Annotated in this window: 2 protein-coding genes; both read left to right on the top strand. The window is 36.4% G+C overall.

Features of this window, described 5'->3' with window-relative positions:
- A partial coding sequence (locus CQA66_RS09055) for an AMP-binding protein (protein WP_147289234.1) occupies nt 1-1039 on the top strand: 1039 nt, incomplete at its 5' end.
- A partial coding sequence (locus tag CQA66_RS09050) for a hypothetical protein (RefSeq protein ID WP_147289233.1) occupies nt 1023-1213 on the top strand: 191 nt, incomplete at its 3' end. The genes CQA66_RS09055 and CQA66_RS09050, both read left to right, overlap by 17 nt.

Here is a 1213-nt window from a genome sequence, read left to right as displayed (position 1 = left end):
ATCTGTGATTGATTATATAGAATGGATAATAAGTGAAGATTCTCTTAGACCTAGTGTCAATGATATTATTGGGAATCAATCACCTTTTTATTTTGATAACTCTGTGCTTGATATTTATCTCATGGCATTTTGTGGTAATACTCTCGTGCTTCTCCCAGAGGAGAAGTTCCTATTCCCTTTAGAATTAATAACATTCTTAAGAGATTCTAAGATTACTTATATCTTTTGGGTGCCGTCAGTGTTGCATAATGTCGCGAAAACCAAAGCCCTAGATTCTGCCAAGCCCGATTTGCGCAAAATTATATTCGCGGGAGAAATGATTACTACAAAATATCTCAATTATTGGATCGCGAATTATCCTAACGCTACCTTCGCTAATCTCTATGGACCTACTGAAATCACTGTAGACTGCACATACTATATTCTTCAAAGAAACTTCAACGATGAGGAGACTATCCCTATCGGTAAAGCCTGCCGTAACACACAAATCTTGTTATTAGATTCTAATCTCGAGCAAGTCCAATCGCATGGAATCATAGGAGAACTCTTTGTGCGCGGGAGCTCTCTAGCACTTGGCTATTATAATGATATTGACAAGACGTTTGAAGCCTTTGTCGATAACCCGCATCAAAAGCATTATCAAGAGAAGCTCTACAAAACAGGGGATTTAGGCTATTACAATGAACATGGTGAAATCGTGCTAGTGGGTAGAAAGGACTTTCAAATCAAGCATAACGGTTATAGAATCGAATTAGGTGAAATCGAAAAAGCCCTTAAGAATCTGCCTGATGTCGGCGATTTATGCGTCTTATATGATAAAGAAACACAGACTATTGTACTTTTCTATGAAAGCAAAAAAGAAATAACGATGCTTGCTATGTTGGCACATTGCAAAGATAAGATTCCAAAATACGCAATGCCTAGCAAACTCTTTAAAATAGATTCTATGCCACTTAATGCCAATGGCAAAATCGATAGACAAAAACTATTAAATTGGCTTAACGCAACCAAAAAGGACACTTATGAATACCCAAGATAACTTTATATTACCCAACAAAACCAATGTCGTACAATATCTCTTTGACACTAAGGAAAGATTCCCAAATAAAATAGCCATAGAAGATAAAAATGGCAGTACCTCTTACACGCAATTTGTCCAACAAGCACTTAATATTTCTAGCAATATTCTTACGCAAACTACACAAGTTCATAT

It is taken from the genome of Helicobacter aurati, from assembly GCF_003364265.1.
GTDB lineage: Bacteria > Campylobacterota > Campylobacteria > Campylobacterales > Helicobacteraceae > Helicobacter_A > Helicobacter_A aurati.
Note: the sequence above shows the minus strand (reverse complement) of the source record. Positions and strands in the feature narration are given on the sequence as shown.